Genomic DNA, 16734 nt, shown 5'->3' with positions numbered 1-16734 from the left:
AATTAAAAAAAGATCACTGAAAAGGTTCATTGACCTTCCCTGTGATCTTTATCTACATCGATGTATTTTTTTTGAGCTTGCTTCGCAGGCAACTTTTTCCGTTTACGACCTTTTTCTTCGGTTTGGCTAAAAGCTACGGTAAACTTAACACCTCGTTCATTATTTTCGACTGTGGGTGTTGCCTCATGTAGTTCAGCAATTCTCTTAACAATGGCTAGTCCTAAACCAAACTTCCCCTTACTCCCTTTATAGAAAGGATTAAATAATTGCGGTATATCTTTTTCAGGTATCTCCTCCCCGTTATTTTCAACTGATACATAGATTTGTCCATTTTCTTTTTTAGCTTCAATCCAAATTGAATCAGAGGCATAACGCAATGCATTTTCAACTAAGTTTTCTAATAGCACTTCTAATTGTTCACGATCGCCTCGTATCTTTATGTCGGCTCCATTCACATAAATCTTTACATCTTCACGTTGCACTCGGAACCGTTCTTCAATTTGGAATGCCACTTCACCAAAGAGCCATTCCTCATAGTTAGGTGTTTCTTCTTTTAATGAATCTAATTTTGTATAATAAAGCATATCAATCACACGTCGTTCCATTCGATTTGCCTCTTCGATAATGACATCCATCGTACTTTCTAGATCATTTTTAGGAAGAATCCCATCTTTAACCGAGTGTGCATAGCTTTTAATGACCATGATCGGCGTTTTCAATTCATGTGAAGCGTGCTGAATAAATGTTTTTTGTGAACGGTCATATAAATTTAAATTTTGACGCATTTTTTCAAACTGTCTAGCTAAGCGTTCAAAATCTTTATCACCTTTCCACTTAAGAGGCTCCTTCCAATCGCGGTTTGCAATTTGTTCTAAATGATTACCAAGGACATATAATGGTTGGCGTAAATAATGCTTCAGCCACATCGCTGGCAATAAGCTGAGGGCACACGTTAGCAGTAAAATATAAATAAGGCGCTCCCATAAGCGATTAACCATTTGATCACGATATGTATCCCACATGTATGAAATATGATAAGCAGGACGATCTGATAAATTCGTCTTTGTTATCACATAGAACACCGTTGCCCCGCCATATTGGATCTCATAACGACCACGTTCATGCTCCTGCCTAAAAGCATTTTGTGCCATCTCCCGTAAAACTTCAGCAGGTGGTGGTGAAGGCCCACCTTCAGCGGTCTGACCAAATGTATCAATAAAGAAATGTCCAACTGATCGTTCCGCATCTCTTCTCTCAACGAAATCGAGTTCATTTCGTGGTGGATTCACTAAATCAAATAGCGGATAAACGTATCTCGTTTGCTCAATTTCAATTATTCGATACGTTTCTTCTGTTAATGTCCCTTTAATCGAGATTGGGTAAATTAACGTGACAGAAAGAATAACAAGCACGATTAAAGAAATGAACGCAAGCCAAATTCGTTGCGTTAAGTTCACTTTAATCATGAGGATAAAACCCGATAGCCATATCCATATAATGTTTCTAAATGAATTCTTGGCATTTTCTTCCGGACTCGACGAACAACATCATCGACTGCACGCTCTGAACCAAAATAATTCTCTCCCCATACATGCTCAATAATCTTTTCACGGGAAAAAGCCTTACCGATTTCTGCTGTTAACAATAAAATTAAATCCATTTCTTTAGTCGTTAAGTCTATCGCATCGTCATGATTGGCTTCTTGATCTGTAATAATTCGCCCTACAGGATCGATAAGATACTGATTTAACTCAATTTTCTTTGTATCTGTCGTTGGCACCCCGTAAACCCTATTTAATAATTTTTTCGCACGAATAATTAACTCTTGAGGCAAAAATGGCTTCGCTAAATAATCATCACTACCCATTTCCAACCCTAGCACTCTGTCTAAATCTTGATCACGTGCAGAAATAAAGATTACAGGAGTATCTTCTTTTTCCTTAATCGCTTTTAAGAGTTGATAACCATCTGTACCTGGTAACATAATATCTAAAATCCAAAGATGGGGTTTTTGCTTTCGCTCAATAGCAGCACGTGCTTGGTCACCATCATGAAATACATCCACTTGCCATCCCTCTTGTTCTAAATATGCTTTCAATACTTCTGAAAGGTTTTCTTCATCTTCAACAAGGTTAATGAGATATTCACTCATCATCCATCCTCCTCGCAAACGCTAGTATAAGTCTATCGCTATTGTAACGTATTTTATCCATTGAAACGAGTTTGAAGGTCAGCTTACACAAAAGTTAGAGGATTTTTACACGTTTTATCATAATTTTTTTAGGGGCTAGGACAAAAGTATTTTCATAAATAAGAAGTCGAACAAATCTAGAATGGCGCACATTCACCGCTTCTGAAAAATGTTCGGATTCTCAGCTAAACACTCTGGTATTGTCCCAGCCTCATGCTATTGACTATAATACTGCAAATGCCGTAAGTAAAGCTAACGGTAAGACGAATCGATTCCAAACAGGACGAGGTCGATAATACGGATAATAATAAGGGTAATATGGATAATATGGGTAATAGCGATGGTCGATATTCCGTTGATTAATCCCATGCTGAGTATTTCCCCATTGCTGATGATTCCATTCCATCCATGCTTCTTTCACGTCCATATACTGTCCTTGCTCATCTGTTGGTACGAGTAAATAAACATGATGATCATCGACATGTTCAATCACACCTTGATACTCCTGTTGTCCATTCACTTGTAACTGAACAGGTTGATTCACATGTTGCTCACATTGTGTCTTTATCCATTGAGGTGTCGCCATACTTCCTCCTCCTTTCATACATACTGTATGCAAGGAGATTGAAATAGGTGTATGCCTAACGTCTTTTCACATATACCGTGCACAATCGTTATCAAGCTTGTAAATTCCGACCTTTTCAAATGAAATACACCCAGTTACGACATTCGGTAACTGGGTGCATCTATCCACACTTATTCATTTCTTTCAAAAAATCGTAGCAGGTCCCCATATATAACACGATCAGAATAATGTAAATCCTGACGTGCCTTATCGAAATACGGCTCACAATAGCTCATATCCGTCTCTTGCTCTGTTTGTTTATCATAACAAACCTCTGACGTGTACAAATAATCATCTGTCACAAAGCTTCCATTTCTAAGGACGACAAAAGACTCTCTCTCATCAGAAAATAAATCCGTACCGAGATATATCATATCCTCTGTTTCCACCCCTAATAAATGTAACATAGTCGGTTTCAGATCAATTTGCCCAGATACCGTATCCATTCTCTTACCTTCCATACCAGGTATATGAATAATAAGTGGTACTCGCTGTAATTGAACAGTATCAAAATCCGTTATTTCGTCTTTTTCCAAATACATGGCCATCGAACGATCATGAAAACTCGAAATACCATAATGATCACCGTACATAATAAAGACGGTATCCTCATACATTCCTTCATCCTTCAAACGCTCAAAGAACTGTTCAAGCGCATGATCCATGTATCTAACTGTCGGGAAATATCGATTTAACGTTCCACTATAGGAATCATACTCTTCGATCAAACGATCCTCTTCGTCAAGCTCAAACGGAAAATGATTCGTTAATGTAATGAATTTTGTATAATATGGCTCTGGCTGTTGCTTTAATAGATCAATAGACTGTTCAAAGAAATCGAGATCCTTTAATCCCCATCCAACCGAATTCTCCTCTGTTACATCATACGATTGAATGTCAAAGAAACGCTCGTATCCTAAAGCTAAATACATCATATCTCGATTCCAAAAGCTCTTATTGTTTGCATGCATGACCGATGTGTAATAGCCAATTTCACCTAGCTGTTCAGGTAAAGCATTATACTCATTATTAGAATGAGTAAAGAAAACAGCCCCACTATTTCGTCCAAATAATGAATTATCTACAACAAATTCTGAATCTGATGTCTTTCCTTGCTCTGTTTGGTGATAGAAATGATCAAAGTATATACTTTCTTCGATCAACTCATTTAAAAACGGTGTTACGACTTCCCCATTCATCGTTTGCTCGATGACAAAGCTTTGCAACGACTCCAATGAAATAACCATAACATTCTTACCTTCAATTAACCCAAAGTACTCCTCATTTGGTTCGCGATACTGTTCGCGTGTATAATAGATAATCTCATTAATCTCTGAACTATCAGCAAATGCCCGCTGTGCTTTAGAATGCGATTGAATGTAAGCATCATAAGCATGATAATTTATCACGCCTATATTTTTCACGAGCAGTTCACGGTCAAATGAGCGTGTTAATAGCTGTGGACGTTCAGCTTGGGCTAAGCTTAAATTAACTACGAACACTCCAACAGCGACAACAGTTAACGCAAGTGCCACTCTCGATCTAGCAAATGAATACTCTTGGCGTCTTTTCATCAATACAAAAACCAATACAAGTATATCAACAAAAAATAGTGCATCCCACCATCTAATTAATTCGGCAATACTCCCTTGCACATCACTGATATTACTCGTCTGCACTAATACAGGTAACGTTAAAAAATCATTAAAAAATCGATAATATAAAACATTCGCATATAAAATGATTGTTGCTAGTAAATTTACTCCAATAAACCCAAACGGCCTCTTATCCTTTTTAATTAAAAAACAAAGACCTAATAACAAAATCGTCGAACTAATTGGATTAATAAGTAACAAAAATTCTTGATAAATCGATTCAGATTGAATTTGAAAACCAAGCTTATAGAAAAGGTATGTTTTCAGCCAAATAAATCCAAATACGAGCCACATCATTTTTTCTCTTTTTATAAATTGAATTATGCTCGCCAATTTATATCCCCCTTTTACATTTACAAAAATTACAAAAATACTAGTTTATCTTACACCTTTCTAAAACCAAGTCAATATTTTCCCACACTTTTACACGTAATAGCAAGATTTTTCTTAATTTATTTTTACAAGCTCGTCCATTTCTCAAAAAATAGGTGTCTCAAAAGGTCTATATTTGACCTTTTAAGACACCCTCTTCCAATTTATACGTTTAATCGCATCTGCTTCCTAAACACTTCCTTAATCATGTACGCCACACCATTTTGTTCGATTGAGCGCGTAACCCAATCAGCTGATTCCTTTACAGTTTTATTCGCATTCCCCATCGCGACACCTAAACCGACCTGTTGCAGCATATCAATGTCATACTCCTCTGAACCAATGGCAACCATTTCTTCTGAAGAGATTTGCAAATGATCTCCTAACCGTTGCAAAGAGCGCGACTTTGAAACTCCTGGTGCTACACATTCTATTCTTCCAGGAACAGAATGTAGTAGTTTAAATCCTTTACTAATTTGCTGTAGATGTTTCAATGCTCGTTGCTGTTCAACATCATCAAAAAACTGTGCCTGTATTTTTAATGGAGCAAATGGTTGTTCCATCATATGTTCACATACTGAATCGACAAAATGTACCGGATAGAAAAGAGGATCACCGACACCTACCGTCATTTTGGCAATTAAATGATTACGTTGCTTAACTTTATTACCAATAGCGTACTCTTCATTCCAAACACGAATATGACAAGGGTAACGCTCGAGAATATCAAGAATTTGCAAAGCTCTTTCTTCAAAAATTCTTCGAACAAATACCGGGACACTATCATCTGAGCCGACAAATGCACCATCACTCGAAATTAAATATCCATTGACCTTTAACGCTTTTGCGATTTTTTTTGCTGATAAATATGGCCTAGATGTTGCTAACGTCACGTATACATCCTTTGCTTTAACATACTCAATGGCCTCTTTTGTTTGTCGAGTTATTTTCGCATTCGCTCTCACAATCGTATCATCAATGTTAAGGGCAATTAACTTATAAACCATTTCAGCTCCTCCTTCTCTCGATGTCCAACATTGCTATTTCTTCACAACATATGAACAATCGGCGAAAAATAGAACTGGACGTATACGGATTGTTTCCATATACTCATTATTAAATAATGTGTAAACTAAGGAGCATATGAAGGACACATGAAAAAGACATTTAACTATTATTTTGTTCCGACTCTCTTATTTATCTTATTAACATCGTTACATTTTCCTAATCAGGAACCACAATCGATTTTAATGGGCATCCTTGGTTCGACCTTCTTAGGAGTCATGGTAGGTCTTATCATACATTTAACCGCTATCATTAAACGAAAAATAACCTAATAAACACAGTAACGTTCTTTCTTAATTGCGTCGTGCATAGTCCATGAAGTGGCTTGAGCATTTCTCAGAAATGCGTATAACGTACGAAGCGGACGCTTCTTTGAGTATTCCTACACCCTCCTGATTAACTTCTAGCGACAAAAGGGTGCACTTATAAATTCTGATTCTGCAAAAAAAAAAAGACGACTAATCTTTTATCAGTCGTCTCTTTTCATTCTATCTTATTGTTCAGGATTACCGTAAATTTCTTCTAATGGTTCTGTAATAATTTTATTAACATCTCCAATGATTGTACTTAAGTTTTGTTCTGCTTCCATTAATTTTGAAATTAATTCATGCTGCTGAACAAGTTCAAATTGTTTTTGTGCTTGCTCCGCTTCTTCTTGTGTAATTTGAACACCTTGCATTTGCTTTTGTTGTAGCTCAAGTTGCAATTTACGGAAATTGTCTAACATTCTTTTTGCCACTTCATCCGCATTAATTTGCCCATGTAATGAACGTAAAGTTGCAAACTCTTCACTATTAGCTAATGTTTGCTTTAATTCTTGAGCTTTTTCAATAATTGTAGACATGTTACGTCCTCCTAATAAAAGTATCCCTACGACTATAACAGTCCATAGAAGAAGCGTCAAATATGATTCCTTTTATTTATCGTACAATAAATAAAAGGAATCCTTGTAACAAACCAATAAATCCTCCAAGGAATGCACCTAAATACGTAATCATTTTAAATTCACGGCGTGATATTGATAAAACAAGGTCTTCGAGACGTTCAACAGAAAAGGCCTCTACTTGTTCCTTCACGATGTCGTCTAAATGAACCTGCTCTAGTAATACTTCTAAATGAGAAGCAATTAAACCAATTAATACAGTCACCGCTCTTGGAATAACAACATCCATAACGGTGGATTCATATTGATAAGACCATTCTCTTATCGGTGTTTTCATCCATTGAAAGATCGGAAGGTTCTTTTCGATTGCTTGCTGTATATACGAAACAATTTCTTCTTCATTTAAATATGACTCAAGCTCATGTAATTCTTTTTGTTTCCACTTATCCCATTCTTGATGAATTAGCCGTTGTATGACTTTTTTTGTTTCACTATCTTGTAAGCCTTTTACAAGCGCAGGTTGGATTTTATCAACTAATCGATCATTGCCAAGAAACATTGAAATCATATTTCCAATTTTCCCTTTCTGTACAAGAAAACGGTCGATCATCACACTAAGCTGATCCTTCCCTTCTGAGCTTTGTAAATACATTTCTCCACGTTCAAGTAAATAATCAGTTACGGTAGGTATGTTCATTTCAATCTTTTTCTTCATCGAGAGCGGCAAAAGCTCGTCCAATTTCTGATATCTATTCTTAGCAAAATAGCCACGATAACCATTCTCAACCAATTTTCCAACTTGCGTACAGAGTCTTTGATGAGCGGAGGTCAATCCAAATTGCTGCTTGAGAAAAGTCTCCCCTGTTTGCTCACTTTTCATGAACTTCATCGCTTCTTTTTGCAGCCAGTTCGTTAATCCATCTGTAAACGTCGTGCTCATGAGCCGTTTTGATATACCTTCCGCAGTAATTAAATAATGAACAACCATCTTACCGAGCTGTGAGGCTAACTCATGTCGCCTTTTTGGAATGACTCCAGGTGTAAACGGGACACGAAATCGTCCAACTCTTTTCTCTGTATATGGTCGAAACAGCATCTTGATTGCTAATGAATTCGTTAAACCTCCAATAATAGCTCCTATTATTATCATGAATACAATTAATCCAAAAACACCCAAACTAATACTCCACTCCTTCTCTTCAATTCACCAAGTAGGCATGTAACACATAGTATACGATACGTACACTCTCCTATCTAGTATTTGTTTACACTCGTCACTAAGACAATTATAGATGTAGGAGGATCATAATGAAACTGATTACTTTAACCTCTGATATATGGGAGCAATACCGTTGGCCGTTATTGCTATTTGTTCGTCGTTATGAGAACTGTCACAACTATTCACTTTACCGTAAAATATTTCACCTTAAAAAGACTGATTTACAAAAGCCTGGGACATGTATATTAGTCGCGTTTTGGGAAGGGAAACTAATCGCTACAGCTGTCATAATTCACTACGGCACCCAACATTCAGAAATAGTTATTTCACCTACATTCGATCGACCCAAAATCCATCAACGACTTATTCATTCTATCATCGACCAGCTTGGCGTTTTTTACACAAGAGTAAAGTACGATGATGAGAGAAAATTTAAAACGGCTCTTGAATCTGGACTTGTTTGCTTCTCTTACAGTCAAGAACAGGAGACTAACTACCTTTGGCTCGGTGGAGGGCGTTGGAATACAAACGACATCGTGTCATGAATAAGATAAGCCATCCTTTCAAAAGCTAAAATGAATATCCTATATAAATAGAAGGACGTGACATCAATGAAGAAAAAACAAAAGCATTCATTCATCCCAGATCAAAATGCAAGGGAGCAGGCCTTTCTCGATGTTGATCGCATGATCAATGAAGGCTTAGGTGGTGGCACTGTACATGATCATGATTCCGGTTTAATTGAAGAAACAAGAGGAAGCCTTGAACAAGAAGATCCTCCAAGCTCCACTGACCATTAAGATTTTTGAAAGTGGCAACGTATAATGAGAGAAGCTGACACCTCCCGTGACTTCTCCTACATCCTCCTTGATTAAATTTCTAAGAAAAGAACGTATCTGTTAGGTTTCACCTAACAGATACGTTCTTTTTTGTTATACTTATACTAATTAGACAAGCAATAAGGAGACGGCAACATTGAATGAAAAACTAATCAAACAATTCAAACATGCTATTGTAACAAATAACACTGAAGAACATGAATCAATTATATGGCTTGAGGATGAGACCAGACAACCTATTGGCTTTTTAAAAGAACAGTTAACAGAAAGTGAACATCTGCTACTAACGATGCTCTTTCAACCTATTGATTCTACTCCAAAACCTCAAGGTTCAAATGAAGAACATTGGACTCATTTTCTATTGGCAGAAGGTGTTCAACCTCGCGAGCCAAAAATAATAAGAATGATTCATTTTACACTCGACAAACGTATAGATGACCTCGATTCATTTCGTGATGTTTGGAATAACATTTTAGAAACACCGGTCATTATCGTATGGACATCATCTACGCGTGGACTGATTATTCTCGATACGACAATGGAAGAGGAGCTTCCCGACTTCATTAGTATCAATCAGGCTATTGCTTCTGATTTTTACATCGATATGACATTACTAGTCGGTTCAAGCCACGGAATTGAAAATGCTAAAGAGCAATTTCATTGGGAGTCAGCTTGTTTAGATGCACTTATTAAAGCAAAAGTCATACATCGAGTGTTTTATGAGCATGAAGCGATTCCTTACTTATTACTTGAACCAATCACCTTTGAATTACGTGAACAATTTCTTCATCGACTTTTAGATGATGAAATGCGATCTGACAAAGACTTCTTAAAGAGCATGAAGGTTTACTTTGAACATAATTTAAACATTTCAGCAGCAGCAAAGGCTCTTCACCTTCATCGCAATAGCTTACAATATCGCATTGATAAATTTACTGAGCGAACGAATTTTGATCTTAGACAATTTACACATGCCTCCTTACTCTATCTAGCGCTGTTACTTTTAGATACTCGTTCCTAATCGGCAACTTGCACAAAAACGCTTACATTTTTTTGTGCAAGCTTGCCATAGTGTTTTCAAAAGAAAAGGGTTACAATTTCATTAGTTCATTAATAGGAGGCGTTATACATGGCAGATATCGCATTAAAAAATGTATATAAAATTTATGATGGTGATGTAACAGCTGTTACAGATTTCAACCTTGATATTGAAGACAAGGAATTTATCGTATTCGTTGGACCATCTGGTTGTGGTAAATCAACGACATTACGTATGATTGCAGGACTTGAGGATATTTCTAAAGGGGATTTATATATTGGCGACAAGCGTATGAACGAAGTAGCGCCAAAAGATCGTGATATCGCGATGGTATTCCAAAACTATGCACTTTATCCACATATGAATGTTTACGATAACATGGCGTTTGGTCTTAAGCTTCGTAAGTTTAAGAAGGATGAAATTAAACGTCGTGTAACAGAAGCAGCTAAAATTCTAGGTCTAGAAGAAATGCTAGACCGTAAGCCTAAGGCAATGTCTGGTGGTCAGCGTCAACGTGTTGCTCTAGGTCGTGCGATCGTTCGTGATCCACAAGTTTTCTTAATGGATGAACCACTTTCAAACTTAGATGCAAAGCTTCGTGTACAAATGCGTGCTGAGATCATCAAGCTTCACAAACGTTTACAAGCAACGACAATCTATGTAACACATGACCAAACGGAAGCGATGACGATGGCAACACGAATTGTTATCATGAAATTAGGGGTTATCCAGCAAGTTGGGACTCCAAAAGACGTATATGACAACCCTTCAAACGTATTCGTTGGTGGCTTCATTGGTTCACCATCTATGAACTTCTTGCACGGTACATTAGAAGGTGAATTCTTTAAAGTAAATGATGTTAGCCTAAAAGTACCTGCCGGCAAGCTTCAATACCTTAAAGAAAAAGGCTATGATGGTAAAGAATTAATTCTCGGTATTCGTCCAGAAGCCGTACATGATGAGCTCGTATTCTTAGAAGGCTCTCCTGATACAAAGATTCAAGCGAAAATTGATGTAGCAGAGTTAATGGGTGCTGAAACGATCCTTTACTCAACAGTTGGTGGTCAAGACTTAGTAGCGCGTATTGATTCTCGTACAGATATTGCAAGTGGTCAAACAGTAGAGCTTGCTTTAGATATGAACAAGGCTCACTTCTTTGACAAAGATACTGAGGAAGTTATTAAAAAATAATAATAAACAAAAGAAGGTGTGTGTCCTCTAAAAGGATCGCACCTTTTTCTACTATAATAATTACCACTCTTGAATGAGTACCAACGAAGCCTCATCACATGTAGGGCAAGTTACCAAATGGACGCATTGTTCCTCCTTTTGATCATCTTTAATCCCATTATCTAATTTCTTCATTTCAATCGGTAAATACGCATCATATTTCTCACCAAAATCCATCATTCTACCATGATCAATAAGAATGGTGTGACAATGCTTACACGTATCATTTAATTCATTTAAGCCATTACAAACCGGACACATTCCCATTTACATCCCTCATTTTGTAACAATCATCCAGAAAGGGTGTCCTTCAATAAGGACACCCATGCCATGTTGTATTCAAATTATTAAGATTGACCACCCATTTGCTGTTCAGCCATTTGTACTAAACGCTTTGTAATTTCTCCTCCAACTGATCCGTTTGAACGAGAAGTTGCATCAGGTCCAAGCTGTACACCAAATTCTGAAGCAATTTCATATTTCATTTGATCTAATGCTTGTTGTACTCCAGGTACGACAAGTTGGTTTGAACGATTATTGTTTGCCATGTTGTCTCACCTCCTTGTGTACCTATAGTTTGATACTTTTCTTATCGATTATGTAAATTGATTTCTGATAATTTATGGTAGAATCCGATAGAAATTATCATGATATTTTATCTATTTTTTCCTTTTTTTGAATTGTAAGAAAAATATAAAAATTGTACTATTCACGAATACATTTGTATGATATATTATATCCTGATATTAATTATATTTATAAAGGAGGACAAACAAATATGGCCTTAAATCAAGAACCCGGTCGTGAGCAGTGGGCAACAAGATTAGGATTTATATTAGCAGCAATGGGGTCTGCCGTTGGATTAGGAAACATTTGGCGCTTCTCATATGTTGCAGGCGAAAATGGAGGAGCTGCTTTATTCTTATTTACTTAGTCATGATCCTTCTAATCGGCTTGCCTATTGTTATGGCAGAGTTTACAATTGGGCGAAAAGCACAAAGTGATGCAGTCGGTTCATTTGAAAAGCTTTCACCTGGAGGAGATCGATTGGCCCCCGGTGAGCCTTGGAAAATTGCAGGTATTATGGGCGTAGCCGCTGCTTTTATGATTTTATCGTTTTACGGAGTTATTGCAGGATGGTTATTCTTTTACTTACTTAATTATTTGACCGGTAACCTTTGGACAGCTCCTGAAGGTGGCTATGGTGATTTCTTTGGTACTTTTATTGCAAGCTCAAGTCAACCAATTATATGGCAATTTATTTTTATGTTTGTAACGGTTGGGATTGTGTATGTCGGAGTTAAAAAAGGAATTGAACGTGCAAATAAGATCTTAATGCCATTATTAGGTGTTTTATTAATTGTCTTATCGATTTACGGTCTTACACTCGGTGGAGCTAAAGAAGGATTAACATTCTTATTTTCACCAGATTGGTCAGCACTTTCTGACCCTTCTATTTACTTAGCTGCCTTAGGTCAGGCTTTCTTCTCCCTAAGCTTAGGGATGGGGGCATTAATTACGTACGGTGGGTATTTATCTAAAAAGGAAAGATTACCTGGAGCAGCAGCAAGTGTTGTTTCACTTGATACGTTATTTGCTATTGTTGCTGGTTTAATGATTTTCCCTGCTGTATTCGCTTTTAATATTAACCCTGCAGAAGGACCAGGTCTTGTTTTTGTTGTGATGCCAGATGTATTTAATAGCTTTACGTTAGGTGGAGTATTCGGAATTTTATTTTTCTTCCTACTATCTGCTGCTGCATTGACATCCGCAGTTTCGTTATTAGAGGTAGCCGTCGCTTATTTCATCCGTAAGTTTAGCTGGAACCGTAAGAAGGCAACGTTAATCGTTGGATTTATTATTTTCTTAGTTGGTATTCCATCGGCACTTTCACAAGGTGTTTTAGCTGGCTACGGCTTAGGTGGCCTAGATATTATCGATTCTGTAGACTTCATCGCTTCTAATATATTCCTTCCGCTCGGAGGCTTAATTATCGCCATCTTTATGGGCTGGGGTTGGAAGAAATCAGATGCATTACGCGATTCTGATTTTGGGGACACTCGACTCGGTCGAACATGGATCTTCTTATTACGGTATATTGCACCTGTTGCCATCTTAATTGTATTTCTCGGTTCAGTTGGTGCTTTCAACTAATGCTATTTCGAAAAAAAACACCAGATGTGCAGATAACACGTCTGGTGTTTTTTATATTTTAATGGATAATTGACAAAGCGCTCGCTCAGTTTATAAGTGCTGCTTGCACTTCCATTTCTTCTTTTATTAATTCTAATAAGAGCGTTAATCCTTTTTCAATCTTTTCCGGTGTTGCATGAGTGAAATTTAACCTCATCGTATTTTTCTTTGGTTCACCAGCATAGAATGGTTGCCCCGGAACATAGGCTACCCCTCTATCAACTGCTTTATTTAATAAATCCGTCATATTCAAACAAGGATCAACTTCAATCCAAATGAACATTCCACCCTTCGGCTTAACAAAGCTTAATCCAGGTACATTTGCTTGTTCTAAAAAGGCAACCATTGCCTCCATACGCCCTTGATACGTATCACTAATCTTCTGAATATGAGCATCCAGATCAAAATGGCAGCATAATTGATATAGTGCATGCTGAGAAAGTGAATTGGAATGAAGATCATTTGCTTGCTTCGCTTGTGCCATCATCCGAATAACTTGATATGGACCAACAATCCAGCCTGTTCTTAATGCAGGTACAGCTGTTTTTGAAAACGTACTCGTATATAATACATGTGTACCATCATCTAATGCCGCAAGAGGCGTATATGTTTCACTTCGATCAAATTGAATTTCACCATATGGATCATCTTCGAACACAACAACTTTATGCTTATGGACAAGATTGACGAGTTGCTTTCGACGCTCAAGAGACCATACACGACCTGCTGGGTTTGAAAACGTTGGGACAACATAGACACATTTAGGACGATATTCTTTTAATTTTCTCTCAAGATCTTCTGGAATCATTCCATCATCATCAGAATCAACTGCGATCACTTTTGCTTCATAGGAATGAAATACTTGCAATGCTGCTAAATAGGTCGGATCTTCCGTTAATATAATATCTCCAGCACTTAACATGATTCTTGCAAATAAATCAATAGCTTGCTGTGAACCAGTCGTAATGAGAACATTGTCTGGTGAATAGTTGACAATATCCTTCTTTCCCATCCGATCGATAATCACTTCACGTAACGGGCGTAACCCCTCTGTTTCCGCATATTGCATTGATTGCTTTCCTGATTTAAATGTCCGATCAAACGCATCTTTAATACCTTCAATTGGAAACAAATCATCATCAGGTAATCCACCTGCAAACGAGATAATGTCTCCCTTACCAACTACTTTTAAAATGTCACGAACAGCTGATGATTGGAGGTGTTTCACTCGATCTGAAAATGCATACTTCATCTAACGCACCTCTATTGTAATAAAATTTTGAATATTATATATATATACTACCTTATTCCGATGGAATGTCAACGTGAGATCCAATCTTATAAAAGAAGGGCACGAAAAAGTTGGTTTTTTAACTTTTCGTGCCCTTTAAGCAATGTGTGTAACCGTTGCCAGTTTAAAAAATTGATACGAATGGGTTTCTCGTATCAATCGAGCAACGAGTGAAGCCATTGCTTATCAAATGAAAGGGCACTGGAAAAGTTGTTTTTTAACTTTTGACGCCCTTATAAAAGAAGAGAATAGCCTTGTAACTATTCTCTTCAACATACTCCTTATTTTTTCATCATCGCCGCGTATTGAGACTTCACTAATTGGTAATATGCACCGTGATTACTCATTAATTGCTCATGCGTTCCCTCTTCCAAAATATGACCATGCTCTAAGACAACTATTTTATCTGCATCGCGAATCGTTGATAAGCGATGAGCAATCATAATCGCCGTTCGACCTGCTAACAGCTTCTTTAAACCTTCTTGTATTTTCAGTTCTGTTTCGGTATCAATGCTAGCTGTTGCTTCATCGAGAATAAGAATACGCGGATCTGCAAGTAATGCGCGAGCAAAAGATAACAGTTGACGTTCCCCAACCGACAGGACACTTCCTTTCTCCTCTACTTCCGTATTATAGCCATCCTCAAGCTTCATTATAAATTCGTGTGCTCCAATTGCACGTGCAGCATTTTTAACTTCCTCATCCGTTGCATCAGGTCGCCCAAATCGAATGTTATCCATGATTGTACCGGCAAATATAAATGTATCTTGTAAGACATAGCTAACATGCTTTCGCAAATCGTCTAGCTTCAAGTCTCGTAGATCAACTCCATCAAGCAAAACCTTTCCGTTAGTCGGGTCATAAAAACGACTAATTAAATTGACAATCGTTGATTTACCAGAGCCAGTATGTCCGACAAGTGCAATCGTTTCACCTGCTTCAAATGTTAAGTCTATGCAATGCAGCGCTTTTCTCTTCTCATCATATGAGAACTCAACGCCTTCAAACGTAACCTCTCCCTTTACATCTGCTAACACTTTTGCTTCTTCTTTTTCAGGAACAGATGGCTTCTCATCTAAAAATTCAAAGATTCGCTCCGATGAGGCCATACCTACTAATAATTGATTGTACACTTGACCTAGGCGGGAGATTGGCTCCCAAAACATTCCTAAATAGAAGGCAAACGATACAAATACACCGAGAGTTAGCGTACTCGTATCTGATTGAAGCAAATACGCTCCATACCAAATTAAAACAACTGTACCTATAGCACCAGACATTTCTACAATTGGACGAAAAATCGCATTTTTCTTCGTTGCATCTCTCCAGCTTTCATAGTTATCGGTATTCACCCCATCAAAGAATTCCATATTTTCATGTTCTTGCGCATACGCTTGAGTGACACGAATCCCTTGAATGCTTTCGTTCAAATGCGAATTTAATTTCGATTGTCGAATCCGAACCTTTTGCCATGAACGTCTTATATTTTTTCTTAACTTCGTTGAAATAAAGAACATGATTGGTACAACGATTAAGACTAAAATAGCTAGTTCTGGACTTAATGTGAATAAAATAATAACAATCCCGAGTAGCATCGCGATGTCCATAATCAAATTAACGACACCATTCGTAAACAGGTCTTGCATCGAATTCACATCATTAATAACCCTTACCAAAATAGACCCTGCCGAACGTTGGTCAAAAAATCGATGTGATAAACGTTGAATATGATTAAATAATGCTCTACGTATATCATAAATCATATGCTGTCCAAGCTCATTCATCCAACGAATTCGTAGTATATTAGCAAGCCATGATGCTAAATACATAAATAGAACTGTCAAAGCAATTGTTGTCATAAGAGACATATTACCAGGTGCAATCGCATAATCAATAGACCATCCAATAAAAATTGGAGCAGCTAATCGAACGGCACTTACTACGAGCATTGCTAAAATCGTTTTAGGTAAATAGCTTTTTGCATATGGCTTCATATAGCTCAATAAACGGATCATTTGTTTCCAGTTAAAAGGTTTATCGATAATTTGTTCAACTGTATAATGGAAACGAGACCTTTTCTGCTCTTGTGTACGTTGTACTTCTGTATGTGTTTGACTCATTCTTGCTCCTCC

The 16734-nt window shown here is 37.3% G+C and carries 16 protein-coding genes and 1 pseudogene; 6 read left to right on the top strand and 11 right to left on the bottom strand.

Going from position 1 to position 16734, the window contains the following annotated elements:
- Positions 1-26: 26 nt before the first annotated feature.
- The 5 genes from JCM9152_RS06590 to JCM9152_RS06570 all read right to left on the bottom strand — a co-directional run bounded on the left by JCM9152_RS06590 (position 27) and on the right by JCM9152_RS06570 (position 5850).
- The gene (locus tag JCM9152_RS06590; RefSeq protein WP_035342345.1) at positions 27-1466 is read right to left on the bottom strand and encodes a sensor histidine kinase; all 1440 of its coding nucleotides are present in this window, start codon (positions 1464-1466) and stop codon (positions 27-29) included.
- A complete protein-coding gene (locus JCM9152_RS06585; RefSeq protein WP_035342343.1) occupies positions 1463-2152 on the bottom strand; it encodes a response regulator transcription factor in 690 nt (229 codons plus the stop codon). Before JCM9152_RS06585 ends, JCM9152_RS06590 begins: the two co-directional genes overlap by 4 nt.
- 262 nt (positions 2153-2414) lie before the next feature.
- Complete coding sequence (locus JCM9152_RS06580) at positions 2415-2777, bottom strand: hypothetical protein (RefSeq protein WP_035342340.1); 363 nt, start codon at positions 2775-2777, stop codon at positions 2415-2417.
- A 170-nt stretch (positions 2778-2947) separates the two neighbouring features.
- On the bottom strand, positions 2948-4804 hold the full coding sequence (locus JCM9152_RS06575) for an LTA synthase family protein (protein WP_439644194.1): 1857 nt from the start codon (positions 4802-4804) through the stop codon (positions 2948-2950).
- Between the two features lie 203 nt (positions 4805-5007).
- Positions 5008-5850 carry a Cof-type HAD-IIB family hydrolase gene (locus tag JCM9152_RS06570; protein WP_035342338.1) on the bottom strand — a complete coding sequence of 281 codons (843 nt, stop codon included), beginning with the start codon at positions 5848-5850 and terminating at the stop codon, positions 5008-5010.
- A gap of 147 nt (positions 5851-5997) precedes the next feature.
- Here JCM9152_RS06570 and JCM9152_RS22300 point away from each other — a divergent pair, with 147 nt between their 5' ends.
- Positions 5998-6180: a hypothetical protein gene (locus JCM9152_RS22300; protein ID WP_148296449.1), complete on the top strand. Its 183-nt coding sequence runs from the start codon at positions 5998-6000 to the stop codon at positions 6178-6180.
- 221 nt (positions 6181-6401) lie between these two features.
- On the opposite strand, the gene JCM9152_RS06565 is transcribed toward JCM9152_RS22300, so the two are convergent.
- Both JCM9152_RS06565 and JCM9152_RS06560 read right to left on the bottom strand, forming a co-directional pair.
- Complete coding sequence (locus JCM9152_RS06565; RefSeq protein WP_035342337.1) at positions 6402-6752, bottom strand: YlbF/YmcA family competence regulator; 351 nt, start codon at positions 6750-6752, stop codon at positions 6402-6404.
- 76 nt (positions 6753-6828) lie between these two features.
- Positions 6829-7968, bottom strand: a complete 1140-nt coding sequence (locus JCM9152_RS06560) for a DUF445 domain-containing protein (protein WP_235715645.1) — start codon at positions 7966-7968, stop codon at positions 6829-6831.
- A 131-nt stretch (positions 7969-8099) separates the two neighbouring features.
- On the opposite strand from JCM9152_RS06560, the gene JCM9152_RS06555 reads away from it, so the two are divergent.
- The 4 genes from JCM9152_RS06555 to JCM9152_RS06540 all read left to right on the top strand — a co-directional run bounded on the left by JCM9152_RS06555 (position 8100) and on the right by JCM9152_RS06540 (position 11079).
- A complete protein-coding gene (locus tag JCM9152_RS06555) occupies positions 8100-8555 on the top strand; it encodes a hypothetical protein (RefSeq protein ID WP_035342330.1) in 456 nt (151 codons plus the stop codon).
- Positions 8556-8621: 66 nt separating this feature from the next.
- On the top strand, positions 8622-8810 hold the full coding sequence (locus JCM9152_RS06550) for a hypothetical protein (protein WP_035342327.1): 189 nt from the start codon (positions 8622-8624) through the stop codon (positions 8808-8810).
- 175 nt (positions 8811-8985) lie between these two features.
- Positions 8986-9870, top strand: coding sequence for a PucR family transcriptional regulator (locus tag JCM9152_RS06545; RefSeq protein WP_035342324.1), 885 nt, complete (start codon positions 8986-8988; stop codon positions 9868-9870).
- A gap of 108 nt (positions 9871-9978) precedes the next feature.
- Positions 9979-11079 (top strand): ABC transporter ATP-binding protein, encoded by a 1101-nt coding sequence (locus tag JCM9152_RS06540; RefSeq protein ID WP_035342321.1) that lies wholly within the window; start codon positions 9979-9981, stop codon positions 11077-11079.
- A 60-nt stretch (positions 11080-11139) separates the two neighbouring features.
- Here the strand turns inward: JCM9152_RS06540 and JCM9152_RS06535 are convergent, their stop codons facing one another.
- Positions 11140-11385: a hypothetical protein gene (locus tag JCM9152_RS06535; protein ID WP_035342318.1), complete on the bottom strand. Its 246-nt coding sequence runs from the start codon at positions 11383-11385 to the stop codon at positions 11140-11142.
- An 80-nt stretch (positions 11386-11465) separates the two neighbouring features.
- Complete coding sequence (locus JCM9152_RS06530) at positions 11466-11666, bottom strand: alpha/beta-type small acid-soluble spore protein (RefSeq protein WP_035342316.1); 201 nt, start codon at positions 11664-11666, stop codon at positions 11466-11468.
- A gap of 230 nt (positions 11667-11896) precedes the next feature.
- Between JCM9152_RS06530 and JCM9152_RS06525 the strand changes: the two are divergent.
- Positions 11897-13272 (top strand): annotated as a pseudogene (locus tag JCM9152_RS06525) (sodium-dependent transporter).
- 85 nt (positions 13273-13357) lie between these two features.
- Here the strand turns inward: JCM9152_RS06525 and JCM9152_RS06520 are convergent.
- Together JCM9152_RS06520 and JCM9152_RS06515 are read right to left on the bottom strand one after the other, a co-directional pair.
- A complete protein-coding gene (locus JCM9152_RS06520) occupies positions 13358-14563 on the bottom strand; it encodes an aminotransferase-like domain-containing protein (protein ID WP_035342313.1) in 1206 nt (401 codons plus the stop codon).
- A 320-nt stretch (positions 14564-14883) separates the two neighbouring features.
- Complete coding sequence (locus JCM9152_RS06515) at positions 14884-16722, bottom strand: ABC transporter ATP-binding protein (protein ID WP_035342310.1); 1839 nt, start codon at positions 16720-16722, stop codon at positions 14884-14886.
- Between the last annotated feature and the right edge of the window lie 12 nt (positions 16723-16734).

The organism is Halalkalibacter hemicellulosilyticusJCM 9152, from assembly GCF_000513115.1.
GTDB lineage: Bacteria > Bacillota > Bacilli > Bacillales > Bacillaceae_D > Halalkalibacter > Halalkalibacter hemicellulosilyticus.
The sequence above is the reverse complement of the archived record's forward strand: the minus strand, read 5'-3'. Positions and strand labels throughout refer to the sequence as shown.